This is a genomic window from uncultured Sphingomonas sp. (assembly GCF_913778135.1).
GTDB lineage: Bacteria > Pseudomonadota > Alphaproteobacteria > Sphingomonadales > Sphingomonadaceae > Sphingomonas.
Genome location: NZ_CAJYVU010000137.1, coordinates 1 through 26,029 on the forward strand (window position 1 = coordinate 1; position 26,029 = coordinate 26,029).

A 26,029-nucleotide genomic window follows, 5' to 3' on the forward strand; every position below is an offset into this window, starting at 1 on the left:
CCGGTCGCGATCTCGACATCGGCGGGGAAGCTGCCTTCCGCCAGATAGTTGACCGCGTTCATCGCCACGACCGCGCGAAAGCCGTCGTCGCGGTTGAAGCGGCCGAGCTGCCAGTTGAAGCGCACCCGCGCGGTCTCGAACAGCGCCGCGAAGGCGACGTTGTTGATGTGCCCCATCGCGTCGAGGTCCTGGTAGCGCGTCGGGACAGTCTCGCAGTAGGGGTAGCTGGCGAGATCGAGACGGTAGGCGGCGGGTCTGGGCATGGCGGCTTTCTGGAAGGGGCGGGGGGTGATCTAATCCCGTCCGCCAACTCGACCTTGAGGCGGGGCTCACTTCTTAGGCAGTCTCGGGCCGGAAGCGGTCGGTGGGCAGCGGGTGAGTGGTCATCGCGGCGGGATCACTTCGGGGAGGCCGACGCGGGAGTTAATCCCGCGTCGTCGGACGGGTTCGGCAGGGCCGACCCGCCGGCCGGCCTTGCGCGTGGGCGGCTTAGGCTATGCCTATGCCGGTCCCGCGCTGCGGCTCACCGCGGTGCCATCCTTATTCCCCCATCCAGCCGGACATCCTCGCCGTTGAAATAGCCGTTTTCGATCATCGTCAGCGCGAGGCTGGCGTATTCGGGCGGGTTGCCCAGCCGCTTGGGGAAGGGGACGGAGGCGGACAATGCGTCCTTCACGTTCTGCGGCGCGGCGGCGAGCAGCGGCGTGTTGAAGATGCCGGGCAGGATCGTGTTGACCCGGATCGCCTCGCCCATCAGGTCGCGCGCGATCGGCAGCGTCATGCCGACCACGCCACCCTTCGAGGCCGAATAGGCCGCCTGGCCGATCTGCCCGTCCTCCGCCGCGACGCTGGCGGTGTTGATGATGACGCCGCGGTCGCCGTCTTCGGTCGGATCGAGGCTGAGCATCCCCGCCGCCGACTTGGCGATGCAGCGGAACGTGCCGACGAGGTTGATCTGGATAATCGCGTTGAACGCGTCGAGCGGGAAGTGCTTGATCGAGCCGTCTTCCTTCGACCGGCTGGCGGTCTTGATCGCGTTGCCGGTGCCTGCGCAATTGACGAGGATACGCTCCTGTCCGATCGCCGAGCGTGCCTTTTCAAAGCCGGCGTCGACCGATGCCTCGTCGGTCACGTTGACCTTGCAGAACACGCCGCCGAGCTCGCGCGCGACCGCCTCGCCTTTTTGCTCATTCAGGTCGAACAGCGCGACCTTGACCCCCTTGGCCGCGAGCGCGCGCGCGGTCGCCTCGCCCAGGCCCGACGCGCCGCCGGTGATGACCGCGGAGATGGTGTTATCGAGTTTCATGTCTTCCCCTCTTGATCCTATGCTGCCGCGTCGACGCGCTCGATAATCGTGACGTTGGCGACGCCGCCGCCCTCGCACATCGTTTGCAGGCCGTAGCGACCGCCACGACGCTTCAGTTCGTGCACCAGCGTCGCCATCAGCTTGGTGCCCGACGCGCCGAGCGGGTGACCGAGCGCGATCGCGCCGCCGTTGACGTTGAGTTTGTCCGGGTTCGCGCCGGTGTGCTTGAGCCACGCCATCGGCACCGGCGCGAACGCCTCGTTGACCTCGTACAGGTCGATGTCGTCGATGGTGAGCCCGGCGCGTAGGAGCGCCTTGTCGGTCGCGAACAGCGGTTCTTCGAGCATCACCACGGGATCGCCCGCGGTCACGGTCAGGTTGACGATGCGGGCGAGCGGCTTGAGCCCGTATTTTTCCACCGCCTCCGCGCTCGCGATCAGTACCGCCGAGGCGCCGTCGCAGATCTGGCTGGCGGACGCCGCGGTCAGCACGCCTTGCTCGGACAGCAGCTTGACGCCCGCCATGCTTTCCGCGCTGGCGTCGTAGCGGATGCCCTCGTCGGCCTTGTGCGCGACCTCGCCCTCGGGCGTCTCGACGTCGACGGGCACGATCTCGTCGTCGAAGCGGCCCGCCTCTGCCGCCGCGACTGCCTTGCGGTGCGAGCCGAGCGAGTAGGCGTCGGTGTCCTCGCGCGAGAAGCCGTATTTGCGCGCGATCATCTCCGCGCCGGTGAACTGGCTGAACTGGACGCCGGGGTATCTGTCCTCGAGCCCGGGCGACTTGTTGTTGCCCATGCCGGCGTCGCTGAAGAGCTTGTAGGTCGAGCCCATCGGCACGCGCGTCATGCTTTCCACGCCGGCCGCGATCACCACGTCCTGCGTGCCCGACATCACCGCCTGCGCGGCGAACTGGATCGCCTGCTGAGACGAGCCGCACTGGCGATCGATCGTCACCGCCGGGGTCGATTGCGGCAGCTTCTTTGAGGCGAGCACGGCGTTGCGCCCGACCTGTCCCGCCTGTTCGCCACCCTGGCTGACGCAGCCCATGACGACGTCGTCGACCGCTTCCGGCGGTATCCCGCTACGCTCCACCAGCGCGTCAAGCACGTGCGCGGCGAGATCGACCGGGTGAATGCCCGCCAGCTTGCCGCCGCGCCGCCCTCCCGCGGTGCGCACCGCGTCGACGATATAAGCTTCGGCCATCTTCCGCCTCTCCATAACAGTTGTTATCCTATCCTTGATCGCGCAAATCACGGCGCGCGGCAAGAGCGGAGACGAGCGGATGGATGTGTCACAGGCGATTGCAGCGCGCCGCTCGGTTCGCGGGTACCTGGATCGCGCGGTCGATGCCGCTTTGTTGAAGGACGTCGCGATCAAGGCCGCGCGCGCCGCGACCGGCGGCAATATCCAGCCGTGGCACGTCGACATCGTTCACGGCGATACGATGCGGCGATTGAAGGAGATCATGGCGGGCAAGATCGAGCGGCGTGAGAAGGAGGTACCCGGTTACGACATCTATCCGAAAGAAATGGACGATCGTTATCGTCAGCGCACCTTCGCGATCGGCGAGGAAATGTACGGTCGGCTCGGCATCCCGCGCGAGGACAAGCGCGCGCGGGCGACCTGGTTCGCGCGCAACTTCCAGTTCTTCGGCGCGCCCGCGGCGTATTTCGTGACGGTCGATCGTCGCATGGGACCGCCGCAATGGTCGGACCTCGGCATGTACCTGCAAAACCTGATGCTGCTGGCGGTCGAGCGGGGGCTCGCCACCTGTCCGCAGGAATGCTGGGCGATGTTCCCGCAAACGGTGGAGGCATTCCTGAAAACGCCGGCGGAGCGGATGCTCTTCTGCGGCGTCGCGATCGGGTATGAGGATGCGGACGATCCCGCCAATCTGACGCGCTCGGCGCGCGCGCCGGAAGAGGAGTGGCTGACGGTACGGGGATGAGTGGCGCTGCCGGGCGAACTTGATCGAGGTTAGCAGTCGTCGCTGTTGGAACGCGTCACGGTTGCTGCCATGAGGGGCGCAATGGCTTCTCCCCTGCGCGTCGGCGTTCTCACCTTTCATCGTTGTATCAATTATGGTTCCTACTGGCAGGCGCGCTGCCTGGTGGAGGGATTGCGCGCGCGCGGGCACGACGCGGTGCTGCTCGACCACCACGACGACGCAGTCGCACGTGCCGAGTGGCGTTGCGCGTTCCAGCCGAGCCTGCCCGAGCGGTCGCGAGCCGACGACCTGCCGCGCTACAAGCAGAAGGGGCGCACGTTCCTCGCCGCGTTCGACGCGCTCCCGCAGAGCGAACGCTTCCGGCTCGACCAGCCCGAGACGCTGGAAGGCTATGACGCGGTGGTCGTCGGCAGCGACGAGGTGTGGAATTTTCGCCATCCCTGGTACGGCGGGAAGCCGATCTTCTTCGGCGAGGGGCTGCGCGCACCGCGGCTGATCTCCTACGCGGCGAGCTTTGGCAATCACGACGCGGCCGACGGGATCGCGTCCGAGTGGGCCGAGCGGTTGCGGCGTTTCACCTCGATTTCGGTGCGCGACGAGAATGCGCGGCGGCTGGTGGTCGAGGCTCTGGGGCAAGAGCCGGCAATGGTGCTCGACCCGTGCCTGCAATTTCCCGAGATCGCGCGCGCGGCGCCGGCCGCGTCCGACAAGCCCTACGCGCTCGTCTACGGTCATGTCTTCCCCGACTGGTTGCAGGAACAGGTGAGCGGGTGGAGCCGGCGCAGTGGCGTCGAGCTGGTGAGTCTCGGCTATCGCAACGACTGGGTCGAGCGGCACCTGATCGAGGCTGGACCGCACGAGTTCGCGCAGCTGATGGCGGGGGCGAGCGCGGTGATCACCAATTTCTTTCACGGCTGCGTCTTCGCGCTGGTCAATGACAAGCCGTTCGTCACCTCGCCGAGCGAGTATCGCTTCAACAAGGTGCGCGACCTGACCAACGCGCTCGACGCGCGCGAGCATGTCGTGACCGCCGAAAGCAACGCGGCGGCGTTCGACCGGCTGCTGGGAAGGCCCCCTGCGCCTCGCGTCGGCGAGGCGATCGCAAGCATGCGCGTGCAATCGGATGGGTTTCTGGATGCAGCGCTTGGTTGAGCCACCCGCGCTAGCGCCGCGCGAGATCGTCCGCTCGGGCCTGTGCATTGGGTGCGGTGGCTGCGCGGCAGATGAGACGCGCGCGGGCATGGCGTGGGACGCGTTCGGACAACTGAAGCCCGATGGTCCGGCTGATTGGTATGACGCGCCGACGCCGACCTTCGCTGCGCTTTGTCCCTTTTCTCCTTCTTCCGTCAACGAGGACGTGATCGCGGCCGAGCGGCTGCCCGATGCGCCGCACGTCGATGCGCGGATCGGGCGGTACGAGCACGCCTGGGTCGGGCATGTCGCGGAAGGCTCGTTTCGCAGCGACGGCAGCTCGGGCGGGATGGTCAGCTGGGTTGCGAACGAGCTGCTGCGCACGGGCCGGGTCGACGCGGTCGCGCACGTGGTCGCAACCGAGCCGGTCGGGGAGGATCCGCGCTTCTTTCGCTATCGCCTGTCACGCACCCGCGCCGAGATCGCCGAGGGTGCGAAGTCGCGCTATTACCCGATCGACCTGACCGAGATCATCCGCACGATCCGCGCCACACCCGGGCGATATGCGATCGTCGGCGTGCCGTGCTTCATCAAGGCGGTGCAGCTGCTCCGCCGCAGCGATCCGGTAATCGCCGAGCGCGTGACGCATACGCTGGGACTGTTCTGCGGACACATGAAGAGCGCGCGGCTGGTGGAGAGCTTCGCCTGGCAGCTGGATACGCCGATCGAGGAAGTGCGCGGCGTCGATTACCGCATCAAGGACGAAGGACGCCCGGCGAATTGGTACCGCGCGCATCTGACGCTCGCCGACGAAAGTGCACGTGCGCAGGATTGGTGGCATCTGGCGGACGGTGACTGGGGGGCGGGATTCTTCCAGAACTCGGCCTGCAACATGTGCGACGACGTGGTGGCGGAGACCGCCGACATCGCGTTCGGCGATGCCTGGGTCGAACCCTATTCCTCCGACGGGCGCGGCAGCAACGTCGCGGTGGTGCGCTCGCCCGAGCTGGCGGCGATGGTCGCGGATGCGGTCGCGGAAGGGCGGCTGGCGCTGACCCAGGTCGACGCGGACTATATCGTCGGCACGCAGGCGGCGGGGTTCCGGCACCGTCGCGAGGGGCTCGCTTACCGGTTGACGTGGTGGCGGCGCGGGGTGCGGCCGATCAAGCGCGTCGCGCCGGGCGCGGGCACGTTGAGCCCGCGGCGGCGGCTGGTCTATCGCACGCGCGCAGTGATCGCGTGGTGGAGCCACCGCTTGTTCTGGCTGGGGCGACGGACGGGATGGCACGCAATCTATCTGCGGCCGGCGAAGGCGGCGCTCGGCTTCTATCAGGCGCTTGCCTGGTCGCAGGGGAAGCTGGGTGCGTGGTTCGACCGGGTGGAGAAGCGCGGCTAGCGTTTCGGCTTGGAGCATCCGTACGCGGCCACTTGGCGCGGCAATGCAGCCGCTCGGTCGCGGAATAGTGTTGCGAGTCGGATACAGGGACGGGAGCTCAGCTGCCGAGCACTGCGGAGATGCGTGCGAAGGGAATGCTCAGCGCAACGTACAGCTGCGTGACAAGCAGGTACGCGCCGCCACCGGTCGCCAGCGTGAGTGCGGCGAACTGCATCGCCGAGCCGATCTGACGGCTCCGCTCCGCCCGAATGGCGGGCGAAGCACGAGCGATTGTGCGCCGCTCGTCGGATGACGCCCTTTTAGTCTTCTGCCGTGGCTCATCGAGCATCGCGCCAACGCTGACCGAGTCCTGCGTTGCGATGCCGATGCGGCCCTTCCGTATCCACGATACGTGGCCGGTGATCGTCAACGTACCGCGGCGTGCCTGCACGTAATCTCCACGGCGAAGCGAGGCCGTCGTTGAGATAGCAACATTGTTGGGACCGATCTCATGAATGCAGGCGTCGTGCCAGCGCGTATCGACGTGGATACGACAGGGGACGAGAACTGCTGTCATCGTCTTTGTCATTGGCCGCACTCCCATCTCCGGGGTACGTCCACTATGGAGTAAGTTCTACCCGTGAATACTTACAGCGGAGGCGAGGAGCGCTCGGACTCTAGCGTGTGCCTGATGCAGTGCGAACGGGTGGTGCCCCCGGCGAGATTCGAACTCACGGCCTGCGGTTTAGGAAACCGTCGCTCTATCCGGCTGAGCTACGGGGGCGCTCTCGCACTGCGTATCGCGCGGCTGGCTGTTAATCAACTGACGTGGACGCGCCAACGTTGCCGTTCAGCGATCTTGCGTATGTCGTATCGTGCGCGAGGGCAGGGGGGCGGCACAATCGGCCACCTCCCACTTCCCCGCCTCGATCAGGCTTTCTTCAGCGCGTCGGGCTTGTGCGCGGCCTTTGCGCCGCTGTCGGTCTTCACGATATATTGCGGGTCATCCTTCGACGCCTTGACCTGGTGACCCTTGATCTTTGTGTCGCTGGTCTGCTTCTTCTCGACCGTGCCGTGCGCCTCGCCACCGTGCGACTTCCACTTTACCTCGTCGCCCTTGTGCAGCTCCTTCGTCATGCGCCTTCTCCTTTGACGTGGATCAATGCGCGATCAATCAGCGGCGGCAGCAAAGGTTGCGCGCGCGGCCGATCCCATGTCGGGACGAGCCGCGCGCGTGCGAGTCAGAACTTGAACCCGGCGGCGACACCGTAGCGGCGGGGCTCGATCGTGAAGATGTTGGTGTACAGGCCCGACGACTGGTCGGTGACGTAGAGGCCGGTAGTCGCATTGTTCTTCGTCAGGTTGGAGACGAAGCCGCGGACGTAGAAGCGGTCGTCGGGCGCGTTCAGCTGTATCTGGGCGTTGACGACCTCGTAGCCGGGCAGACGGTCGATCGGGTTCTTGTTGAAGACCGTGCCCCAGGCATTGCCGGTGTAGTTGAGGTCGACGCGCGGCACGAGCGTGAAGCCGCTGTCGGCGAAATCGATCGTATATTGCGCGCCGACCGACCATTTGTAGGTTGGTGCATTGGGCAGCTGATTACCGCGAATGTTCGTCTCGACGCCTGAGCCGAGCACCTGGATGCCGCCGAACGCCGCGCCAACCGCCGACGTCGCCTGTGCTGCAAGCGCGGAGCAGATGCTGAACGCGCCGGTGGTGTTGGTGCCGGGAACCGCGACGGTGCCCTGCAGCAGGTTGGCGTTGCCGAACGACGCGCCGATACCGCGATTGATCGTGTTGACGAAGGCGTTTGCGCCGGCCGCATTGCCCGCGGTCGTCGGCACCACGGCGCAGTTTGCGGCGGTGGTGATGTCCTTGATGATGACTGCGTCGGAGCGCCCGCCGGACGGATCGCGCGGGTTGGCGAGGAAGCGGTCGTCGGCGACCTTGGTCTTCAGGTAGCTGGCGTTCATGTTGACGACGAAGCGCGGGATCGGGCTGACCACCGCCTCGGCCTCGACGCCGTAGATGTCGGCGTTGACGTTGTCGTTTACCGAGGTGCGCGCGACGATGCGCGAAAGCTGCAGGTTCTTGTACTTGTAGTAGAAGCCGGTCAGGTTGAGGCGGAAGGCGCCGCCGCCAAAGGTGTTCTTCGATCCGATCTCATAGGCGTCGACGCTTTCCGGCGCGAAGGCGGTCGGGACCGAGAACACGGGCGACAGCGGCGGGTTGATGCCGCCCGATTTGTAGCCGCGCGAGTAGGATGCGTAGAGCAGATTGTCGGGCGTGATCTTGTAATCGAAGACCGCGCGGCCGGTGACGCGCGAGAAGCTGACGCTGTCCTCCGCATAGGGCTGCACCCCGGCGCGTGTGGCGTCGTAGTCGTACTGGCCGCCGTCCATCCTTGGAAAGGCGCTGGTCGTGCCGATGGGAACCAGCACGGGCAGGCCCGGCACGGCGTTGTCGACCAGCAGCGAGGTACGGGCGCGGACGAACTTGTCGTCATGGTTGTAGCGCAAACCGAGCGTCAGCTTGGCGCGGTCGTTGAACTCGAAATAGGTTTCGCCGAAGATGCCGTAGCTCTTCAGGCGAAACAGCGGCGTGCTGTTGCGGTAATAAGGCGTCGCCGCGAAGGAGGTGCCGCCCGACCTGCCCGCACCGATCAGGCCGGAGGCATAATCGAGCCCGAAGGCGCTGACGTAATAATCGTTGCTCTGCTTGCTGTCGAAATAGATGCCGCCGAGCAGGAAGTTGAACATGCCGTCGAACTTGCTGTCGATGTGCGCCTCGGCACTGTATTGCCGTGCCTTGTTGTAGGAGCGGTCGACATCGAGCGCGGTCGGCGCGCACACGCTCGCGCCGCCGTAGACGCCCGAGTTGTTGGCGTCGGGCACCGATTGACACAAGGTAGCGGTGCCGTTGGGGATCAGCGTCTGACGCACGCCGTTCAGCACTGCGCCTGGCGCACCAGGGCGACCGATCAGGTTGAGCAGGTTGAGCCCGGCATTGTTGGCATAGCTGTTCTCGACCGCCAGCGTGTAGTCGGTCGTCGAATCGACCTTGTTCTCCATGTATCCGCCGGTGAAGTTGAAGCTGACCTTGCCGAAGTCATGGAAGATCTTGGCGGTGTATTGCTGTTCCTCGGCGAAATAGGTCGGCTCGGCGTCGATGTTGACGCGGCGGACATCGGTCGGGTTGGTCGCCCCGGAGAAGGCGTCGGGCGTCTGGTACACACTGCCGAGCGCGAAGGGTGCCAGCGCGCCGGCGCCCGACACGGTCAGGAATTCGCGGCTGGTGAAGATCGACGCGAGCGACGAATTACCGTTGGTGATGCCGTTTGCCAGCCGATCGGGCGAGCAGCCGAGGATGCCAGTCGAGTCGCGGTTACACAGCTGTTTCTGGATACGGCTGCGGTCGTCATTCTCGTGAAAGTAATAAGCGATCAGGTCGACGCGGGTGTCGGGGTTCGGCTCCCACGACAACGTGCCGCGCACCGAGTAGAGGTCGCGTCCGTCGATGCGGTTGCCGGTATATTCGTTGTACGTGTAACCGTTGCGATTGAGGTAGGTGCCGGCGACGCGGATGCCGAGCGTATCGGTGAACGGCAGGTTGAACATCGCACGGACGCGTTTCGAATCGTAATTGCCGTACTCGAACTCGCCCGCGGCGTGGATGCCCGACAGATCGGGCTTGGCGGTGATGAAATTGACCACGCCCGAGGTCGCGTTACGCCCGAACAGCGTCCCCTGCGGACCGCGCAGTACCTCGACGCGTTCGAGGTCGAAGAACTCGCTCTCGAACAGGCGCGTGGCGAGCAGCGGCATGTCGTTGACGTGGATCGCGGTCGCGCTGTCGCAGGTCGTGCCGGTGCACAGGTCGCCGACGCCGCGGATCGTGAAGCTGGACGAGGTGAAATTCGTTTTGGTGAAGGTGATGTTGGGTAGCGATTGCTGCAGCGCGACCGGATTGACGATCTGCTGCTTTTCGAGATTGTCGGCGGTGAAGGCGGTGACCGCGATCGGCACGTCCTGCAACCGTTGCGACTGGCGCTGCGCGGTGACGACGATGTCGGGACCGTAGCCCTGATTGCTGGCGTTCGTCTGAGCACTAGGCTGCGTGTCGGTCGGGGTAGAGGAAGGTGCCTCCTGTCCCGGTCCGTTCGTGGGTGCGGTATTCTGCGACGAGGTGGTGGCACCCGTCTGCGCGTGCGCGGGTACTGAGGTCACGAGCGCGAGCGCCGACGCGGCGAGCAGGTCGAACTTCTTCATGGCATCCCCTCCTGGGAACCGCCCCCGCTCTACGGCGATGTTGCGGTATTTCGATGAACCGGTATGGAGCAGACGCCGAAAAATGAGCGTCGTCAAACGAAATTATTGCTGGATGTTACGCAGGCCGTGAACGTGGCCGAAAAGAGACAGTTGTCGAATGTCGCGCGCATTCTGCTACGAAGCGCGGCGGAAGGACGTTTGACCGAAATGACGACGATCGAGAGTGGCGAGCCCGAGGACGGCGACCTGGTGGTAGCGGACGGCAAGCTGCCGGTCCCCGACCATGTGGCGGCGGCGATCCGCACGCTGATCGAATGGGCGGGCGACGATCCCACGCGCGAGGGGCTGATCGACACGCCGAAGCGCGTCGCGCGTGCGTGGAAGGAATATTGCAGCGGCTACGGTGAGGACCCGGGTGTCCATCTGTCGCGCGTGTTCGAGGAGGTCGGCGGCTACGACGAGATCGTGCTGCTGAAGGACATACCGTTCCAGTCGCACTGTGAGCACCATATGGCGCCGATCATCGGGCGCGCGCATATCGCCTATCTGCCCAAGGATCACGTCGTCGGCATCTCCAAGCTGGCGCGCGTGCTGCACGGTTTCGCGCGGCGATTGCAGGTGCAGGAGCGGCTGACCGCGGAGGTCGCCGACTGTATCTGGAACGGGTTGCGTCCCCAAGGCGTCGCCGTGGTAATCGAGGCGAGCCACGCCTGCATGACCGCGCGCGGGGTGCGCACGCCCGGCGTCGCAATGGTGACGAGCCGGATGATGGGCGTATTCCGCGACGATGAGCGCAGCCGGAAGGAAGTGCTGGCGCTGATGGGGCTGGGTTGAGAGTCCTCGTCACTGGCGGTGCGAAGCGGCTCGGCGCCACGATCGCGCGCGCGGTTGCGGGTGCCGGGCATGAGGTCGTGATCCACTACGGCACGTCGTGTGAGGAGGCGGAGGCGCTGGCGTCCGAGCTCGGCGGCAGCGCGATCGGCGGTGATCTGGCCGACACCGCGGCGCTGCCCGACCTGTTCGCGCACGCTGCGGCGGCGGGGCCAATCGACGGGCTGGTGAACAGCGCTTCGTTGTTCGAGTATGATGCGGCGGACGCGATCGATCCGGTGCTCGCCGCGCGCTTGTACGCGATCAACTGTCTGGCGCCCGCGACACTGGCGGCGGCATTGGCGGCGCAGGGACGCGAGGGCGCGGTGGTCAATCTGCTCGATCAGAAGCTTGCCAATCCGAACCCGGATTTCTTCTCCTACACGTTGAGCAAATACGCGCTGGAAGGCGCGACGACGATGCTGGCACAGGCGTTCGCGCCGCGCGTGCGCGTCAATGCGGTCGCGCCCGGCCTGACGTTGCCGAGCGGCGACCAGAGCGACGCCGAGTTCGAGCAGGTCGCCAGCCGCAATCTGTTGCAGCATCCGGTCGGCGCGAACCGTGTTGCGGAAGCCGTGCTTTTCCTGCTGGGCGCGAAGAGCACGACCGGGCAGACCTTGTTCGTCGACGCGGGCCAACGCTTTCTGGCGCGCGACCGCGACGTGATGTTCGAGGGCCGCGATGCCTGATTATACCGTGATCCTCGACGACTTGGACGTGGCGATGCGGCTGGGCATCCACCCGCACGAGGCGACGCCGCAGCGCGTGCGGCTGTCTGTGCACCTGCGGGTTCGTTACGCGCAGGCGCCGAGTGCGGACCGGATCGAGGAAGTGCTCGACTACGACTTCGTCCGCGACGGGGTGCACGCGCTCGCCGCGGGGTCGGGCTTCGCGTTGCAGGAGACGCTGGTCGAGGCGGTCGCGGCGCTGTGCCTGACGGACGAGCGCGTGCGCGAGGTGCGGGTGCGCTCGACCAAGCTCGACATCTACCCCGACGCGACCGTCGGGTGCGAGATCGTCCGCGGGCGCGATTGAGTGTCAGGCGGGCTTGGGCTTCGGCTCGCGCATGCGGATCAACGCTTCCTGCGCGACGCTCGCCACCAGTCGGCCGTCCTGCGTGAAGATCTGCCCGCGGTTGAACCCGCGGGCGTGACCTGCCCAGGTGCTGTCGGTGGCGTAGAGCAGCCATTCGTCGGCACGAAACGGTTCGTGCAGCCAGAGTGCGTGATCGAGGCTCGCGCTCTGCACGCCGGGCGAGGTCCAGTTGATGCCGTGCGGCAGCATCGAGGTGCCGAGCAGCGCCATGTCGCTGGCATAGGCGAGCACCGCGCGGTGAACAGCGGCATCGTCGCCGATGCGCGCGCGGACGCGAAACCAGCTGTGCTGCACCGGGTCGGTCGGCTGCGGCTTGAACCACTTGCGCGGGTAGACCGGACGAATCTCGATCGGGCGCGGGCGCGTCAAATTGGCGCGGAAGCGTTCGTCGACGTGGACGCTCTCGCGCGCGCGGATCGTCGCCTCGCTCTCCAGCGTCTCGGGCGCGGGCACGTCGGGCATCTGCGCCTGGTGGTGATAGCCTTCCTCCGGCACCTGGAACGAGGCGGCCATGTTGAGGATCGGCTGCCCGCGCTGCATCGCGATGACGCGGCGGGTGGCGAAGCTGCGCCCCTCGAAATCGCGCACGACACGGTAGATGATCGGGTGCTGCTCGTCGCCCGCACGCATGAAGTAAGCGTGGAGCGAGTGCGCGATCTTGGGCGCGTCGGTCGAGCGCTGCGCCGCCTGCAATGCCTGTGCGATCACCTGTCCGCCGAACACGCGGCCGACGCCGCCGCGCGAGCGACGCCCGCGGTACAGGTCGGTGTCGATCTCCTCGACATCCAGCAGGTCGACGAGGTCGGCGGCGAGATCGATCGGGGAGGGGGGCGCTTGTTCGGTCATCGTCTCACTCAGATAATCCGACCCAACAAGCGCACCCAGCCCGCACGGGCAAGCCGTTTCGTGTGCGCGTCAGTAGCCTGAGGCGCGCGCGAGCTGGTCGGCGTGGAAGTTGGCGTCACCGAACATCTCGGCCAGCACACGCCCGCGCTTCATGTAGAAGCCGATGTCGTACTCGTCGGTCATGCCGATGCCGCCGTGCATCTGCACGCCTTCCTGCACCGCCAAGGTGGTCGCGATGCCGGTCATTGCCTTGGCGACTGATACTGCCGCGTCGGCGCGGTCGTCGCCCAGATCGAGCAGCTGCTGCGCCTTCAGCACCGCGGCGCGCGCGACTTCCATTTCCGCGTACAGGTGCGCGGCGCGGTGCTGGAGCGCCTGGTAGCTGCCGATGACGGTGCCGAACTGCTTGCGCTCCTTCAGGTAGCCGAGCGTCATGTCCATCGCGCCGCCGCCGACACCGAGCATCTCCGCCGCGGCGCCGGTGCGGCCCGCGCGCAGCAGCCGGCCGAGCGGGTCGCGCCCGGCATCGACCTCGCCGATCACCGCGTCGGCGTCGACCTCGACTCCGTCGAACCCGATGCGCGCGGCGAGGCTGGCGTCGGTCAGCCGCTCTGCGCGCGCGGACAGGTTTGCGGCGTCGCGGGGTACCGCGAACAGCGTCACGCCGTCATCGTCCTCCGCCGAGCCGGCGGTGCGGGCGGCGACGATCAGCAGGTCGGCGACGTGGCCGTGCGTCACGAACTGCTTGGCGCCGGTCAGCTTGAACCCGTTGCCCGAACGCTCGGCCTTCATGTCGATGGTGCGGCGGTGCTTCGCGGCCTCGTCGATCGCGAGGCCGACGACCGTGTCGCCGGCAATGATGCCGGGGAACCAGCGCTCGGCCTGCGCACTGCCCTTAAGGGCTTCCACTGCCGCCACCGCGGTCGACAGGAACGGCGAGGGCGACAGGTTGCGCCCGATCTCTTCGAGCACCACGCCCGCCTCGACGTGCCCGAGGCCAAGGCCGCCCTGATCCTCGCCGATCAGCATGCCGGTGAAGCCCATGTCGGCGAATTGCTTCCACAGGTCGCGGCTGAACCCCGTCTGGTCATCGGCGTCGCGGAGCGCGCGCATGTGGCTGACGGGGGCGTGTTCGGCGACGAAATCCTTAGCGGTGTCGCGCAGCATCGTCTGTTCGTCGTTTAGGAAAAGCGGCATTATCTAACTCCCTCTCCCCTCCGGGAGAGGGTCGGGGTGAGGGGGTTGCCCCACGCACCGACCCTGATTTGTTGTGCTTGAATAGGGCAGCCCCTCACCCCGCAGGGGAGAGGGCTTTAGATCACGCGCCCGGCAGTTCCAGGATGCGCTTGGCGATGATGTTGAGCTGGATTTCGCTGGTCCCGCCCTCGATCGAGTTCGCCTTGGTGCGCAGCCACGCACGGGCGTGGTGTCCGCCGCGGCTCGCCTCGCTCTCCCACTCGAGTTCGTCGGAGCCGCCCGCTGCCATCATAAGTTCGTGGCGGCTCTTGTTCAGCTCGGTGCCATAGTACTTCATCATGCTCGGCTGCGCGGGATGCGCGCGGCCTGCTTTCAGTTCGTCGATGAAGCGCTCGCTCTGCGCGGTGAAGGCGCGGGCGCGTACCTCGAACATGGCGATCTGCGCGCGCAGCAGCGGGTCGGCGAGCCGCCCGTCATGGTCGAGCCCGATCGTCGCCAGCGCGCCCTCGATCAGCGGATTCTTGCCGCCCGCGCCGAGCCCCATGCCCGAGATCATCTCGCGCTCATGGCCCAGCAGATATTTGGCGACGTCCCAGCCGCGGTTGAGTTCGCCGACGAGGTTCTCCTTCGGCACCTCGACATTGTCGAAGAACGTCTCGCAGAAGGGCGAATAGCCGCTGATCAGCAGGATCGGCTTGGTCGAGACGCCGGGGGTGCGCATGTCGAACAGCACGAAGCTGATGCCGCCCTGCTTGGTTGTCTTGTCAGTCCGCACCAGGCAGAAGATCCAGTCGGCCTTGTCGGCGTAGCTGGTCCACACCTTTTGCCCGTTGACGAGAAAATGGTCGCCCTTGTCCTCGGCGCTGGTCGCGAGGCTGGCGAGGTCGGAGCCGGCATTGGGCTCGGAATAGCCCTGGCACCAGCGGATCTCGCCGCGCGCGATCTCGGGCAGGAAGCGCTTCTTCTGCTCCTCGGTGCCGTATTTGAGCAGCGCCGGCCCGAGCATCGAGATGCCGAACGAGTAGAGCGGATTGCGCGCGCGGATGCGGGCCATTTCCTCGCGCAGCACCTTGGTCTCCGCCGCCGACAGACCGCCGCCGCCATACTCCTTGGGCCAGTCGGGCACGGTCCAGCCGCGCGCGCCCATGCGGTCCATCCACGTCTTTTGCGCCGGGGTCATGTCGCTCTGGTCGCGGCCGCCCCAGGCGGTGTCCTTGTCCGAGCGGATCGGCTCGCGCATCTCGGGCGGGCAGTTCTCCTCCAGCCAGGCGCGTGTCTCTGTGCGGAAGGTGTCGAGGTCGGTCATGTGCGGCTCCTGACGAGGTCGTGCGCGACGCGCGCGACCGCGATGGCGTGATGATCAGCGTAAAGGTCTGCAATCACCTGCGCGCCGATCGGCAGGCCGTCGGCATCGTGCCCGATGGGCATGCTGGTCGCGGGCAGCATCGGCAGCGTGGCGAGCCCGGCCCAGGCGAACTGGTGGAAGAATTGCGTGTCGACGCCGTCCACGTCGAGGCGGCGCTGCGCGAGCGGCGTGTCGTCGTGCGGGAAGGCGGTGGTGCCGAGCGTCGGCGCGATCACCGCGTCGTACTTCTCGAACAGTCGCCGCCACTGGCGTTGCAGCCGCGCCTGCTCGTCGTGGAGGTGCAGCCAGGTATCGACCGACACGGGCGGGCGGCTGTCGGGCGGACCACGCCTGGACATCGCGATGTTGAGCATGTTCCAGTAGGCGTCGTGCTGCCGCGCTAGGTCAGGCAGCAGGTCGCTCGCGCGATCGACGCGCGCACCGGCCTGCTCCAGCGCGGCGCCGAGTGCCTCAAGGCTGGCGACGATCGCGTCCTGCGCGGTTGCGAGCGAGTGGGTGGTGAGCAGCAACACGCGCAGGTTGCCAGCGCTTCGCAGCGACGAAGGCTTGAGCGGGTGATCCGCCACCACGTCGAGCGCGGCATCGAGGTCGTCGGGATCGCGCGCGAGCGGGCCTATCACCGACAGCACAATGCGCGCGCTATCGGTGCCGGGGTGAAAGTGGCCGTCGGTCGGCAGCACGCCCCAGGTCGGCTTGTGCCCCCACACGCCGTTGAAGGCCGCAGGCACGCGGATCGAGCCGCCGATGTCGGAGCCGAACTCGAGCGGCACCATCCCGCTGGCGAGTGCGACCGCCGAGCCGCCCGACGATCCGCCGGCGCTGCGGTTCGGGTTCACGGCGTTCAGCGTGCGACCGTAGACCGGATTGTTCGATTGCAGGTCGGAGAGCGCGGGCGGCACGTTGGTCTTGCCCAGCAGGATCGCGCCCGCCGCCTTCAACCGCTTCACCGCTACCGCGTCGGCTTGCGGCATGAAGTCACGGTGTTCCTCGAAGCCGAACGTGGTCGGCAGGCCGGCGACGTCGAAGCTCTCCTTGATGGTCATCGGCACGCCGAGCAGCGGCGCGTCGAAGCCCTCCGCGATCCGCCGGTCGAGCGCCGAGGCGGCAGCGCGCGCGCGGTCGAAGTCGCGCACGACGACGGCGTTCAGCGCACCGTCACGCGCCTCGATCCGCGCGATCGCGGCGTCGGTCTCGGCGAGTGCGCTGGTCTCGCCTGCGCGAACCGCAGCGGCGGTGGCGAGGGCGGAGAGTTCGTGAGCCACTAGCCCTCTGCCCGATAGGGAGAGGGGGCATGGAGCGCCGCCACCCTCACTTGATCGTACCGGCCTTGAGCGTATACGCGACCTTGAAGCCGTGCTTCTCCAGCCCCGCAACAACCTTGTCATAGCCTTCGCTCTGCGCCCAGAACATCGGGCCGCCGCGATAGACGGGCCAGCCGTAGCCGTAGATCCACACCACATCGACGTCCGACGCGCGCTGCGCCTTGCCTTCCTCAAGGATCAGCGCGCCTTCGTTCACCATCGGGTAGAGCGTGCGCTCGACGATCTCCTGATCGGTGATCTCGCGCTTGGGCATGTTCGAGCGGCTGCGGAAATCCTCGATGATCTCGGCGACGCGCGGGGAGGGGGTCGGGTTACGCTTCTCGTCGTAGTCGTAATAGCCGGCCTGTTTCTTCTGCCCCCAGCGTCCTTCGGCGGCGAGCGCGTCGCGAATGCTCTCGATCCGGTTGGGATCGCGGTGCCAGCCGATGTCGACGCCGGCGAGGTCGCTCATCTGGAACGGCCCCATCGGCATGCCGAACTCGGTGTGGACGCGGTCGATCTGCTCCGGCGTCGCGCCCTCCATCAGCAGCTTGTTCGCCTCGACCTGGCGCGGCATCAGCATGCGGTTGCCGATGAAGCCGTGCGTGACGCCCGCGACCACCGCGACCTTTCTGATCTTCTTGGCCAGCGCCATCGCGGTCGCGAGCACATCGTCCGCGGTCTTCGCCCCGCGCACGATCTCGAGCAGCTTCATGACGTTGGCGGGCGAGAAGAAGTGCATGCCGAGCACGTCCTGAGGTCGGCTGGTCGAGGCGGCGATCTCGTCGATGTCGAGGTAGCTGGTGTTCGACGCCAGGATCGCGCCGGGCTTGGCAATCTTGTCGAGCTTGCCGAAGATCTCCTTCTTGACCTCCATATTCTCGTACACCGCCTCGATGATGAGATCGCAGTCGGCGAGGTCTTCGAGGTTGAGCGTGGGCTTGAGCAGCCCCATCGCCTGCTCGGGTGCGTCGGGCTTGATCCGGCCCTTGGCCGCGGAGGCCTCGTAATTCTTGCGCATGACGCCGGTGCCGCGGTCGAGCGCCTCCTGCTGCATCTCGACGATCGTCACCGCGATTCCCGCCGACAGGAAGTTCATGCTGATCCCGCCGCCCATCGTGCCGGCGCCGATCACGCCGACGCGGTTGATCGGGCGGAGCGCAATGTCGGAGGCGATACCGTCGATCTTCGCGGCCTGGCGCTCGGCGAAGAAGATGTGGCGCTGCGCGGCGGACTGTGTGCCCGTCATCAGCTTCATGAACTGCTCGCGCTCGAACTGGAGCCCTTCGTCGAACGGCTTCTCGGTCGCGGCCACCACGCAGGCGACGCAGGCGGCAGGCGCGTCGAAGCCGCGCATCTTGCGACCGTTGGCTTGTCTGAACGCCTCAACGGCTTCCGGGTCGGGTGCGACTTCGCGGTCGCGCACGCGCGGGATCGGGCGCCTGGTCGCGATCTCGCGCGCGAAGGCGATCGCGTCGGCTTCCAGACTGTCCTCGCCGACCACCTTGTCGACAAGCCCGATCTCCGCGGCTTTCTTCGACGAGACGGGATCACCCAGCGCGATCATCTCCAGCGCCGCCTTGACGCCGACGACGCGGGGCAGCCGCTGCGTGCCGCCGGCACCGGGGAGTAGACCGAGCTTGACCTCGGGCAGGCCGACCTTGGCCGAGGGCACCGCGACGCGGTACTGGCACGCGAGTGCGACCTCGCACCCGCCGCCCAGCGCAGTGCCGTGAATCGCGGCGACGATCGGCTTGCTGCTGGCATCGATCATGTCGATCACCTCGTGCAGCCCGATCCCCTGCATCGGCTTGCCGAATTCGGTGATGTCAGCGCCCGCGAAGAAGGTGCGGCCGTCGCAGCGCAGCACCATTGCGGTGATCGAGCCGTCGGCGACGCCTTCCTTGACCCCGGCCTCAAGCCCGTTGCGCACTGCGGCGCCGAGCGCGTTGACCGGCGGCGAATCGGAAATGATGACGAGCACGTCGCCGTGGCGTTCGGTACGGACGGGGTTCTGCACGGACGAGGTCATGTGAGGCGATACTCCGAGAGGATTGGGAGAAGCCGCGACAACGCGGCGAAAAGGGGATCAGGTCAGCGCGGCGTAGATCATTGTCTTCAACTCGCGCCGGATCGGATACAGGCTCGACGGGCTCAGCTGCGTCATGAAGACCATGTTGATGCGCTCGACCGGATCGATGAAGAAGGCGGTCGAGAACATGCCGCCCCAGTAATATTCGCCGACGCTGCCCGGCATCATCGAGCGTGCGACATCGATCGTCACCGCGAAGCCGAGTCCGAACCCGGTCCCTGCGTTCTGCGTCTCGCTGAACAGCGACTTCGACATGACCGACAGGTCGGCCTTGCCGGGCAAGTGGTTGATCGCCATGAGCTCGATCGTCTTGCGCCCGAGGATGCGGGTGCCGTCCAGCACGCCGCCGTTCAGGCACATGGTGCAGAAACGGTGATAGTCGAGCGCGGTCGAGACGAGCCCGCCGCCGCCCGACACCAACCGCGGCATCCGGCTCCACGCGCTCGCCTGCCCGCGATCGTAGAGCTGGCGACCTTTCCCGGGCACGAAGGTGTAGCAGTCGGTCAGCCGGTCGATCTTCTCCTCGGGCACCGCGAAGAAGGTGTCGTGCATGCCGAGCGGCTGGAAGATCCGCTCGGCGAAGAACTGGTCGAGCGGCATGCCCGACACGCGCTGCACCACCGCGCCGAGCACGTCGGTCGCGACCGAATAGTTCCACTGCGTGCCGGGCGAGAATTCGAGCGGCAGCTTGCCCAGTTCGGCGACGAAGCCGTCGAGATCGTGGTCACCGTGCCAGCTCTCCAGCTTCAACTCGCGGTGCGCGGCGTCGATGTTTGAGCGGTTCTGGAAGCCGTAGGTGAAGCCCGCGGTGTGGCGCAGCAGGTCGACCATCCGCATCGGCTCGTCGGTGGCGCGCGTCGCGAACGGCACGCCCGCGCCGCCGCCCGCGTAGACGCCGATGTTCTTCAACTCCGGCAGCACGTGGTGGACCGGCGTGTCGAGCGCGACGCGGCCTTCCTCCACCAGCATCATGAACGCAACCGAGGTGACCGGCTTGGTCATCGAGGCGATGCGGAACAGCGAGGCCTCGGTGATCGCCGCATCCTCGCCTTCGCGTGCCGGGCCCTGCGACGACAGATGCACCACCTCACCCTCGCGCGCGACGAGCAACTGCGCGTGCGGCAGCAGGCCGGTGTCGAGGTAGCGCGCCTTCACGAAGCTATCGATCGCGGCGAGGCGTCCGGCGTCGAACCCGTGATCGGCGGGTCTGGCGTTTGTCATGTCCGCGTCCGTACCCCTGCTTCGAAGAATGATTGCTTCCTACGCCTTGAGCGTGGGGCAAATCAACTCTAACCTCATTCCCAAGCGAACCCGATGTTCAAGATTCGGGTGGCCCCGAGCAGCGGAGACGACGCGTGGCGACACAGGCGATGGCAGATGCGGGCAAGTGGCCGGCAATGACGCTGGATGCGGTGGAGCGCGCGCTATGCGCGCCGGGTGCCCGTTTCGAGATGGAGACGATCGACATATGCGGCGTGCCGACTCGCGTGTGGAAGAATGCGCCGCCGCATATGGGTGCGCTGGTGGCGCTGTCGCGCACGCATGGCGAGCGGCTGGCGACGATCTACGAGGATGAGCGCGTCAGCTACGAGGCGCAGTTCCGCGCGATCGCGGCGCTGGCCGACGTGTACCGCGCTCATGGTGTGAAGAAGGGTGACCGCGTCGCGCTGGCGATGCGCAACCTGCCCGAATGGCCCGTCGCCTTCTTCGCGGCGACCGTGATCGGTGCGATTGCGGTCCCGCTGAACGCGTGGTGGACCGGGGACGAACTGGCCTACGGGTTGAACGACTCGGGCGCGACGCTGCTGGTGTGCGATGCCGAGCGCTGGGACCGGATCGCACCACACCTGTCCGAGCTGCCCGATCTGGCGCAGGTGCTGGTCAGCCGCGCGACCGCGCCGCTGTCGCCGCCCGCCACGCGGCTGGAGGATGCGATCGGCATCCCGAACGACTGGCACGCGCTACCCGATCGCGCGCTGCCCAGCGCAGGGTTGGTCCCGGAGGATGACGCGACGATCCTCTACACCAGCGGGACTACCGGCAAGCCCAAGGGTGCGCTCGGCACGCATCGCAATTTCATGACCAACATCATGTCGACTGGCTACGCCGGTGCGCGGATGCTGCTGCGACGCGGCGACCCGATCCCCGCGCCGCTGCCGCGCGTCGGATTGACCGTCATTCCGCTGTTCCACGCGACTGCGCTGTCGGCCGGGCTGATGGGCGCAATGGCGGCGGGGCACACCAGCATCTACATGCGCAAGTTCGAGGCGCTGCGCGCGTTCGAGATCATCGAGCACGAGAAGGTCAATTCGACCGGCGGCGTGCCAACGATCGCGTGGCAGTTGCTGGAGCACCCCGACCGGCACAAATACGATCTCTCCAGCCTGGAGGCGGTCGGCTACGGCGGCGCGCCCTCCGCGCCAGAGCTGGTGCGCAAGATCGCGGGCGACCTGCGTGCGATCCCGACCAACGGCTGGGGCATGACCGAGACGACCGCGACCGTGACCACTCACGGCGCGGAGGATTACATCCACCGGCCCGAGAGCTGCGGACCGCCCGTCGCGGTCGCCGACCTGAAGATCATGGACGCGGACGGCACAACCGAGCTGCCCATCGGCGCGGTAGGCGAACTGTGGGCGCGCGGGCCGATGATCGTGAAGGGATATTGGAACAGGCCGGAGGCGACCGCGGCGACCTTCGTCGACGGCTGGGTCCGCACCGGTGACCTGGCGCGCCTGGACGAGGAGGGGTTCTGTTTTATTCTCGACCGCGCCAAGGACATGATCATTCGCGGTGGCGAGAATATCTATTCGACCGAGATCGAGAACGTTCTGTACGACCATCCGGCGGTCACCGACTGCGCGCTGATCGGGCTGCCGCACCGTATTCTGGGCGAGGAGCCCGCAGCGGTGGTTCACCTCGCGCCGGGCGCGAGCGCGACCGAGGCGGAGTTGCAGGCGTGGGTGCGCGCGCGGCTGGCGGCGTTCAAGGTGCCGGTCGCGATCCGCTTCGTACCCGAAACGCTGCCCCGGAACGCCAACGGCAAGATCCTGAAGCGCGACCTGAAGGGCTTGTTCGAGGATCGCGCCGCCGCGTAAGGAACGGCGAACGGATCGTAAGGAAAATAATCTTGGGGGTCACCGACGATTTCCTGCGCGAGCGCGGGCGGGGTTTGCTGAGCCAAGACGAGATCGCGGTGCTGGAAAGCGCGATCGATCGCGTCGAGACATTCCCGGCACGCACCGCGATCACGCGTCGCGGCGACCGCGTGCGCGAGAGCACGCTGCTGATCGAGGGGGCAATGTGCCGCTACCTCGACGCGCGCGACGGCTTTCGCCAGTTGCTCGCTTATCACGTGCCGGGCGATTTCGTGGACATGCACGGCTACACGCTCCACCGGCTCGACCACGATGTCGCGACAATCGTCGAGTCGCGCGTCGCGATGGTGCCGCACGACCGGATCGACGCGATTATGCGCGACGCGCCGCGCCTCGCAAAGATGCTGTGGCGCTCGACGCTGCTCGACGCGGCGATGCACCGCGAGTGGATCTTTCGGCTTGGACGGCTCGATGCCGCGGGGCGGATCGCGCATTTCGTGTGTGAGGTGCATGCCCGGATGGAGGCGATCGGCCGCGTCAAGGATGGCGTCTTCGCACTACCGCTGACGCAGCAGGACATCGGCGAGGCGTGCGGGCTGACCAGCGTCCACGTCAACCGCACGCTGCGCCGCCTGCGCGAGGAAAGGGTGGCCGACATCGGACGCGGCGAGGCGAGGATCGCGGAGCCGCGACAGCTCGCCCGAATTGGCGAGTTCGATGCCGATTACCTGTACCTGGACAATGGCCCCTGGGGTGACACCGACGATTGAGCGCGCGCGAGCCGCATCGGGGATATTCGCGGGCGATAAATGGCGGTACGCGTGGGGAACATGGCTGACCTTCCCGACCCCGCCGTCGTCCCGGCTGCTACCTCTACCGGCACGGCCGATCCCGCGCCCGCGGGCGTGTTCGGACTGCCTTCCGCACCGGGCGAGGACGCGCGCATCGCGCAGCGCCGCGACCGCCTGCTCGCGTCACTGACACTGACGGCCGGCGTCGGGCTGATGGTCGGATTGCCGTTCGCGCTGAAATCGGGTTCCGAGTTCTTTCTGCCCACGACGGTGGCGCTGGTGGTTTCGCTCGCGCTGATCCCGCTGCTGCAATGGCTCGAGCGGCGGCGTTTGCCGTCGCCGATCGCGGCGCTGCTGTGTGTCATCCTGTTCCTGGTAGCGGCCAATATCGCCATCGCCGCGATCGTCGTGCCCGCGACCGACTTCTTCCGCCTGCTGCCGTCGCGGATCGGGCGCATCCAGTCTAACCTGCAGCCGTTGCTCGATATCTATTCCAACCTCGAGCATTACGTGAACCGCACGCTTCGCCAGGTCGCGTCGTCGCCGGTGCGCCCGTCGCCCAGCGCCGCGGTGTCGCCGCCGAGCTCGATCGTCGAGCTCGCCGCCACCAGCGCGCCGGCGTTCATCGTGCAGGTGTTCTACGCCATTCTCGTCGCATACTTCTTCCTGAGCGGCTGGACACGGCTGCGGCAGCGGATGATCACCGAGCGGTCGAGCTTCGGCGGGGCGATGGCAACCGCGCGGGTGTTGCAGGACGTGGTCGACGACGTGTCGTCGTACTTGGGCACGATCACCGCGATCAACATCGCGCTCGGCGCGATCATCGCGACCGCGCTGTACCTGATCGGCATGCCGTTTCCGCTGATGTGGGGCGGTATCGTCGTGCTGCTGAACTACATCCCGTATTTCGGACCGGTGATCGCCGCGCTGCTGCTTGCCGTGGGTGGGTTGATGACGTTCAACGACATCTGGACCGCGCTGACTGCGCCCGCGATCATGTACGGCACCCATCTGATCGAGGCGAACGTCGTGACGCCGCTCATTGTCGGGCACCGGTTGACGATCAACCCGGTGCTGATCCTGATCTCGATCAGCTTCTGGAGCTGGGTCTGGGGCACGGCGGGGGCGCTGCTGGCGGTGCCGATCCTGATCATTGTGCAGACCGTGATCGGTGCCGCGGGTCGTCCCGACATCACCGGTTTCCTGTTCGAGCACGGCACGCTGGTGCGTGGGCGCGACCGGGAGTCGAAAAGTTACGAAGGCGATACGCGTTCCGGTTGACAGGGGGGCGGGCGCCGCCTAGCAGCCGCGCCTCACGCTTCTACAAGCGGGTGTAGCTCAGTTGGTTAGAGCGCCGGCCTGTCACGCCGGAGGTCGCGGGTTCGAGCCCCGTCACTCGCGCCATTCCCCGGTTATTCGCCGGAGCAGGAATGGCCGGAGAGGAGCGTGTTGACTTGGAGGAAGTGCCAGCCTAGTTGGCGCGCCTTCACGCTTTGCAAGCGGGTGTAGCTCAGTTGGTTAGAGCGCCGGCCTGTCACGCCGGAGGTCGCGGGTTCGAGCCCCGTCACTCGCGCCATTGCCGGCGTTTTCACAACAGCATGGGACTTGGTCAGGCCGACGCTACGCGCGCCAGCGGCCCGTCTCCATCCAGCGCAGCAGCGGCTTGAGCGGGGTGATCCAGATGATCCCGGCGACGAGGTAGAAGGCGAACTGGAGCGTCCAGTGCCACTGCCCGACCACGCCCGACAGCGACATGATGACGATCGACCAGATCGCGATCAGCGCGAGGATCGCGAGCATGCCCACGGGTTTGCGCCAGTCGGGGGTCATCGCGTGATCCATTCCTGTTCGGTGACGATGGCATCGAGGGGCGCGTCCCACGGGTCGGCATCGATGCGGGCGACCTCCTGAACGCTCCACGCCACGCCAATGCGCTTGGCGTGTGGGTATTGGGCGAAGGCGCGGTCGTAGTGGCCTGCGCCCTGTCCGATGCGGTTGAGCGCGCGGTCAAACGCGACCAGCGGGGTCAGTACGAGGTCGGGCGCGATCGGAGCGGCACCTGACGCGGGCTGGCGAAGGCGGAACGGTCCGTCGACGAGCGCTGCGTCCTCATCCCACGGCAGGAAGGTGAGCGCGGTCTGGCGATTGACGACGTGAGGCAAGGTGATGCGACACCCCGCGGTACGCGCTGCGGCGACGAGCGAGGCCGGGTCGGCTTCGCTGCCGATCGGCACATAGGCGGCAACGACCATGCCGGTGCGGAGCATGGCAACGAGCGGCGCTGGTACGGCGAGTGCGCGCGGTGCGGCGGCGACGAAGGCGTCGCGCGCGCAGCGCATCTCGGCGCGAAGCTGTTTCTTGTCGGTCATGCTGGGCGCCGAAGGGCAGGGCGGGTGGCGGGACCGCCATGGTCGTTTGCCGGTATATCCACTGACGCACGGTACGTCAGGTGGGGATCGTGTACGTCGGACCAGGATCCGGGCAGGGACAACCCCCTTTGGATGATGAATAGCCTCAGGGATAAGTCTGGCTCGTACCGGGCAGAACCCGCCGCTAAGTGACTTAGGGCTTCGCAGCCTCGTCCTCAAGGGCCGAGGCCAGGGTTTCGAGCCGTTCGGCGATGCGACCGAGCGCGACGTCCGCCGGAGTTTCGGGCGGGGGTGCCTCGCGCGCCTCGATCAGCGCGTCGGCGAGCATCAGCGCGGTGAGCAGGAAGGTGCGCTGCACGCCACCGCTGCCCGCCGCGCGCTTGGCCGCGGCCCAGCGCTCGTCGATCAGCGCACCCGCCTGCATCAGCCGCGCCTCGCCGCCGTCGCGGCACGCGACCTCGTAGGTGAGATCGCCGATCTTGAGCGTGACCATCGCCATTATTCGGCTCCCTCGCGCGCCATGACCGCGTCGAGCGCGGCGACCGCCTCCGCCATGCGCGATTTCAGCGCGGCGTGCCGTTCGGCCACGGCCTCGGCCGCGACGCGGCGGCGCGCGATCGCCGCTTCGATTCGTTCGATCGCCTGTTCGATGCGCGCGAGTGCCGGATGATCCATGACGCCAAGCGATAGGCAGGCGTCGTCGCACGGGCAAGACGCTGGTTTTCGTCTCGGCGTGCGGCGCGCCGACCGGAATACGGCCGATGCGGTTGACGCATGCCCCGCTTGCCCGGCAAAGGCCGCTGCAATTGCGAACAACCGGGTGAGGGATTGAGCGATGACGAAGGTAGCAATCAACGGGTTCGGGCGGATCGGTCGCCTGGTGGCGCGCGCGTTGCTGGAGCGGAACAGCGAGCTCGAACTCGTCACGATCAACGATCTCGCCGATGCGAAGTCGAACGCCTGGCTGTTCAGCCGCG

26 protein-coding genes and 3 tRNA genes are annotated in these 26,029 nt (G+C 66.8%); 12 read left to right on the forward strand and 17 right to left on the reverse strand.

Features of this window, described 5'->3' with window-relative positions:
• The 3 genes from QZ847_RS12480 to QZ847_RS12490 form a co-directional block, all read right to left on the reverse strand.
• Positions 1 to 263: thioesterase family protein (locus QZ847_RS12480; protein WP_294356943.1), on the reverse strand; the 263-nt coding region annotated here is incomplete at its 3' end.
• A gap of 260 nt (positions 264 to 523) precedes the next feature.
• On the reverse strand, positions 524 to 1,306 hold the full coding sequence (locus QZ847_RS12485; RefSeq protein WP_294356945.1) for an SDR family NAD(P)-dependent oxidoreductase: 783 nt from the start codon (positions 1,304 to 1,306) through the stop codon (positions 524 to 526).
• Between the two features lie 17 nt (positions 1,307 to 1,323).
• Positions 1,324 to 2,508: an acetyl-CoA C-acetyltransferase gene (locus QZ847_RS12490; protein ID WP_294356947.1), complete on the reverse strand. Its 1,185-nt coding sequence runs from the start codon at positions 2,506 to 2,508 to the stop codon at positions 1,324 to 1,326.
• A 79-nt stretch (positions 2,509 to 2,587) separates the two neighbouring features.
• Between QZ847_RS12490 and QZ847_RS12495 the strand changes: the two genes are divergently transcribed.
• The 3 genes from QZ847_RS12495 (at position 2,588) to QZ847_RS12505 (ending at position 5,780) form a co-directional block, all read left to right on the forward strand.
• Positions 2,588 to 3,253, forward strand: a complete 666-nt coding sequence (locus QZ847_RS12495) for a nitroreductase (RefSeq protein WP_294356980.1) — start codon at positions 2,588 to 2,590, stop codon at positions 3,251 to 3,253.
• Between the two features lie 81 nt (positions 3,254 to 3,334).
• Positions 3,335 to 4,405, forward strand: coding sequence for a polysaccharide pyruvyl transferase family protein (locus QZ847_RS12500; protein ID WP_294356948.1), 1,071 nt, complete (start codon positions 3,335 to 3,337; stop codon positions 4,403 to 4,405).
• Entirely contained in the window at positions 4,389 to 5,780 is a 1,392-nt protein-coding gene (locus tag QZ847_RS12505; RefSeq protein ID WP_294356950.1) for a Coenzyme F420 hydrogenase/dehydrogenase, beta subunit C-terminal domain, read from the forward strand. Before QZ847_RS12500 ends, QZ847_RS12505 begins: the two co-directional genes overlap by 17 nt.
• Before the next feature lie 97 nt (positions 5,781 to 5,877).
• Here QZ847_RS12505 and QZ847_RS12510 read toward each other — a convergent pair whose 3' ends face one another.
• The 4 genes from QZ847_RS12510 to QZ847_RS12525 all read right to left on the reverse strand — a co-directional run bounded on the left by QZ847_RS12510 (position 5,878) and on the right by QZ847_RS12525 (position 10,027).
• Complete coding sequence (locus QZ847_RS12510) at positions 5,878 to 6,348, reverse strand: hypothetical protein (RefSeq protein WP_294356952.1); 471 nt, start codon at positions 6,346 to 6,348, stop codon at positions 5,878 to 5,880.
• A gap of 118 nt (positions 6,349 to 6,466) precedes the next feature.
• A tRNA-Arg gene (locus tag QZ847_RS12515) sits at positions 6,467 to 6,543 on the reverse strand.
• Between the two features lie 146 nt (positions 6,544 to 6,689).
• Complete coding sequence (locus QZ847_RS12520; protein WP_294189003.1) at positions 6,690 to 6,896, reverse strand: DUF2945 domain-containing protein; 207 nt, start codon at positions 6,894 to 6,896, stop codon at positions 6,690 to 6,692.
• 104 nt (positions 6,897 to 7,000) lie between these two features.
• Positions 7,001 to 10,027 (reverse strand): TonB-dependent receptor, encoded by a 3,027-nt coding sequence (locus QZ847_RS12525; RefSeq protein ID WP_294356954.1) that lies wholly within the window; start codon positions 10,025 to 10,027, stop codon positions 7,001 to 7,003.
• Positions 10,028 to 10,234: 207 nt separating this feature from the next.
• On the opposite strand from QZ847_RS12525, the gene folE reads away from it, so the two are divergent.
• The 3 genes from folE to QZ847_RS12540 are packed head-to-tail and all read left to right on the forward strand — an operon-like array spanning position 10,235 to position 11,932.
• On the forward strand, positions 10,235 to 10,861 hold the full coding sequence (folE, locus tag QZ847_RS12530; protein WP_294189122.1) for a GTP cyclohydrolase I FolE: 627 nt from the start codon (positions 10,235 to 10,237) through the stop codon (positions 10,859 to 10,861).
• The gene (locus tag QZ847_RS12535) at positions 10,858 to 11,586 is read left to right on the forward strand and encodes an SDR family oxidoreductase (RefSeq protein WP_294356956.1); all 729 of its coding nucleotides are present in this window, start codon (positions 10,858 to 10,860) and stop codon (positions 11,584 to 11,586) included. Before folE ends, QZ847_RS12535 begins: the two co-directional genes overlap by 4 nt.
• Positions 11,579 to 11,932 carry a dihydroneopterin aldolase gene (locus QZ847_RS12540; protein WP_294356958.1) on the forward strand — a complete coding sequence of 118 codons (354 nt, stop codon included), beginning with the start codon at positions 11,579 to 11,581 and terminating at the stop codon, positions 11,930 to 11,932. Before QZ847_RS12535 ends, QZ847_RS12540 begins: the two co-directional genes overlap by 8 nt.
• A gap of 3 nt (positions 11,933 to 11,935) precedes the next feature.
• On the opposite strand, the gene QZ847_RS12545 is transcribed toward QZ847_RS12540, so the two are convergent.
• From QZ847_RS12545 to QZ847_RS12570, 6 genes are all read right to left on the reverse strand, one after another.
• Positions 11,936 to 12,838, reverse strand: a complete 903-nt coding sequence (locus QZ847_RS12545) for an acyl-CoA thioesterase II (protein ID WP_294356959.1) — start codon at positions 12,836 to 12,838, stop codon at positions 11,936 to 11,938.
• Between the two features lie 69 nt (positions 12,839 to 12,907).
• Positions 12,908 to 14,035 carry an acyl-CoA dehydrogenase family protein gene (locus QZ847_RS12550; RefSeq protein ID WP_294356961.1) on the reverse strand — a complete coding sequence of 376 codons (1,128 nt, stop codon included), beginning with the start codon at positions 14,033 to 14,035 and terminating at the stop codon, positions 12,908 to 12,910.
• Between the two features lie 121 nt (positions 14,036 to 14,156).
• Positions 14,157 to 15,341, reverse strand: coding sequence for an acyl-CoA dehydrogenase family protein (locus QZ847_RS12555; RefSeq protein ID WP_294356964.1), 1,185 nt, complete (start codon positions 15,339 to 15,341; stop codon positions 14,157 to 14,159).
• Positions 15,338 to 16,663 carry an amidase family protein gene (locus tag QZ847_RS12560; protein ID WP_294356966.1) on the reverse strand — a complete coding sequence of 442 codons (1,326 nt, stop codon included), beginning with the start codon at positions 16,661 to 16,663 and terminating at the stop codon, positions 15,338 to 15,340. Before QZ847_RS12560 ends, QZ847_RS12555 begins: the two co-directional genes overlap by 4 nt.
• 46 nt (positions 16,664 to 16,709) lie before the next feature.
• Entirely contained in the window at positions 16,710 to 18,734 is a 2,025-nt protein-coding gene (locus QZ847_RS12565; protein WP_294356968.1) for a 3-hydroxyacyl-CoA dehydrogenase NAD-binding domain-containing protein, read from the reverse strand.
• Between the two features lie 57 nt (positions 18,735 to 18,791).
• Positions 18,792 to 20,015 (reverse strand): serine hydrolase, encoded by a 1,224-nt coding sequence (locus tag QZ847_RS12570; protein WP_294356970.1) that lies wholly within the window; start codon positions 20,013 to 20,015, stop codon positions 18,792 to 18,794.
• Between the two features lie 149 nt (positions 20,016 to 20,164).
• On the opposite strand from QZ847_RS12570, the gene QZ847_RS12575 reads away from it, so the two are divergent.
• From QZ847_RS12575 to QZ847_RS12595, 5 genes are all read left to right on the forward strand, one after another.
• A complete protein-coding gene (locus QZ847_RS12575) occupies positions 20,165 to 21,892 on the forward strand; it encodes an AMP-binding protein (protein ID WP_294356982.1) in 1,728 nt (575 codons plus the stop codon).
• 32 nt (positions 21,893 to 21,924) lie between these two features.
• Entirely contained in the window at positions 21,925 to 22,662 is a 738-nt protein-coding gene (locus QZ847_RS12580) for a Crp/Fnr family transcriptional regulator (RefSeq protein WP_294356973.1), read from the forward strand.
• Positions 22,663 to 22,722: 60 nt separating this feature from the next.
• Positions 22,723 to 23,964, forward strand: a complete 1,242-nt coding sequence (locus tag QZ847_RS12585; RefSeq protein WP_294356975.1) for an AI-2E family transporter — start codon at positions 22,723 to 22,725, stop codon at positions 23,962 to 23,964.
• 46 nt (positions 23,965 to 24,010) lie between these two features.
• Positions 24,011 to 24,087, forward strand: a tRNA-Asp gene (locus QZ847_RS12590).
• Positions 24,088 to 24,182: 95 nt separating this feature from the next.
• Positions 24,183 to 24,259, forward strand: a tRNA-Asp gene (locus tag QZ847_RS12595).
• Positions 24,260 to 24,303: 44 nt separating this feature from the next.
• On the opposite strand, the gene QZ847_RS12600 is transcribed toward QZ847_RS12595, so the two are convergent.
• The 4 genes from QZ847_RS12600 to QZ847_RS12615 form a co-directional block, all read right to left on the reverse strand.
• On the reverse strand, positions 24,304 to 24,513 hold the full coding sequence (locus tag QZ847_RS12600; protein WP_294189233.1) for a DUF2842 domain-containing protein: 210 nt from the start codon (positions 24,511 to 24,513) through the stop codon (positions 24,304 to 24,306).
• Positions 24,510 to 25,052, reverse strand: coding sequence for a 5-formyltetrahydrofolate cyclo-ligase (locus QZ847_RS12605; RefSeq protein WP_294356976.1), 543 nt, complete (start codon positions 25,050 to 25,052; stop codon positions 24,510 to 24,512). Before QZ847_RS12605 ends, QZ847_RS12600 begins: the two co-directional genes overlap by 4 nt.
• Before the next feature lie 193 nt (positions 25,053 to 25,245).
• A complete protein-coding gene (locus QZ847_RS12610; RefSeq protein ID WP_294356978.1) occupies positions 25,246 to 25,551 on the reverse strand; it encodes a cell division protein ZapA in 306 nt (101 codons plus the stop codon).
• Positions 25,551 to 25,727 carry a hypothetical protein gene (locus tag QZ847_RS12615; RefSeq protein ID WP_019516637.1) on the reverse strand — a complete coding sequence of 59 codons (177 nt, stop codon included), beginning with the start codon at positions 25,725 to 25,727 and terminating at the stop codon, positions 25,551 to 25,553. The genes QZ847_RS12610 and QZ847_RS12615 overlap by 1 nt, the downstream gene beginning before the upstream one ends.
• Positions 25,728 to 25,887: 160 nt before the next feature.
• Between QZ847_RS12615 and QZ847_RS12620 the strand changes: the two genes are divergently transcribed.
• Positions 25,888 to 26,029: glyceraldehyde 3-phosphate dehydrogenase NAD-binding domain-containing protein (locus tag QZ847_RS12620; protein WP_294356983.1), on the forward strand; the 142-nt coding region annotated here is incomplete at its 3' end.